1 protein-coding gene is annotated in these 1203 nt (G+C 70.6%); it reads left to right on the forward strand.

Annotated features, from left to right (window positions below; translation table 11 throughout):
- Positions 1-295 precede the first annotated feature (295 nt).
- Positions 296-1203, forward strand: a 908-nt coding sequence (locus tag GA0115259_RS14280) for an IS701 family transposase (RefSeq protein ID WP_141716560.1), incomplete at its 3' end; no start/stop codon positions are given.

Here is a 1203-nt window from a genome sequence, read left to right on the forward strand (position 1 = left end):
GCGGCGGCCCATATCGGCGAACCGGCCACCTTCGCCGCGTAGACGCCGGCAACGGGTACGGAGCCGGGACGCCCGGCACCGTCAGGTCCGCAGCCTGTCGACCGACACCTGTGTGGCCGGTGTGGCCTCGGCACCTGGGCCGTGCCGGACGGGCCGGAGGCGCTGACGTGCCCGAGGTGTTCCCACCACCGGACGGAGGCCCTGTTAGGGCGTGGGCACACCTCGGCGCGGCGCGCCCGGTCGGACAGTGTTGAGCGGGACCGAAATCTCAGCACCAGAAGGGGAGACAGTGACCGTGTCGTTCGATGAGGGTGCGGCGGCCGTACATGATGTGGCCGGCGCCCGGTGGCGGATGGCGGTCGAAGAGCACGGGGATCTGCGGGAGGCGGCGACCAGGGAGCTGGCGGATGTGCTGTTCGCGTCCTTCCCGAGAAGGGACCAGCGGCGCAAAGGCGAGCTGTATCTGCTCGGGTCGCTGAAGACCCAGGGCCGCAAGTCCATCCGTAACATAGCCGCGCATATGGGCGGTTCGGCGGCCGAACAGAGCATGCACCACTTCATCAGCAGCTCCACCTGGGACTGGAAGCCCGTCCGGGAGGCGTTGGCGAGCCATCTCTCACGGCTCAGTCCGCCGCAGGCCTGGGTGGTGCATCCCATGCCGATCCCCAAGGCGGGCGATCTGTCGGTCGGTGTGGACCAGGTCCTCGATCCCGTTCTGGGAACCTTCCGCGGACAGCGGGCCTTCGGCGTGTGGTACGCCTCGGAGTCCCTCAACACCCCGGTGAGCTGGCGGTTGTTCCTGCCGGGCTCCTGGCTGCGGGACGAGACAAGGCGCCGGCAGGCCGAGATCCCGGACGGCATCGGTGAGGAGACGCTGGAGGAGTGCGCGGTCGAGGCGGTGCTGGACGTACTGGGCTCCTGGAAGGTGCCGCCGCGTCCTGTGGTACTGAACGCACATGTCGGCCATGTCACCACCACCATGGGCAGGTTCACCCGGGCCGGGATCCCGGTGATCGCCCGGGTCGGTGACACGGTCCGGTTCGTCGTCCACGATCCCGCGCTGCCCGGTCACGCGGGCGGCCGGCTCACCGCCCAGCAGATCGCGGTGGCGGCCCGGGGACTGCGCCGGCGGATGGGCCTGACGGAACGTTCAGGCGTGGGCGCCGGATCGCCGGGGACGCTGGCGGTGGGCCCGTCCGTGGG

The organism is Streptomyces sp. MnatMP-M17 (assembly GCF_900091995.1).
Classification (GTDB): Bacteria; Actinomycetota; Actinomycetes; order Streptomycetales; family Streptomycetaceae; genus Streptomyces.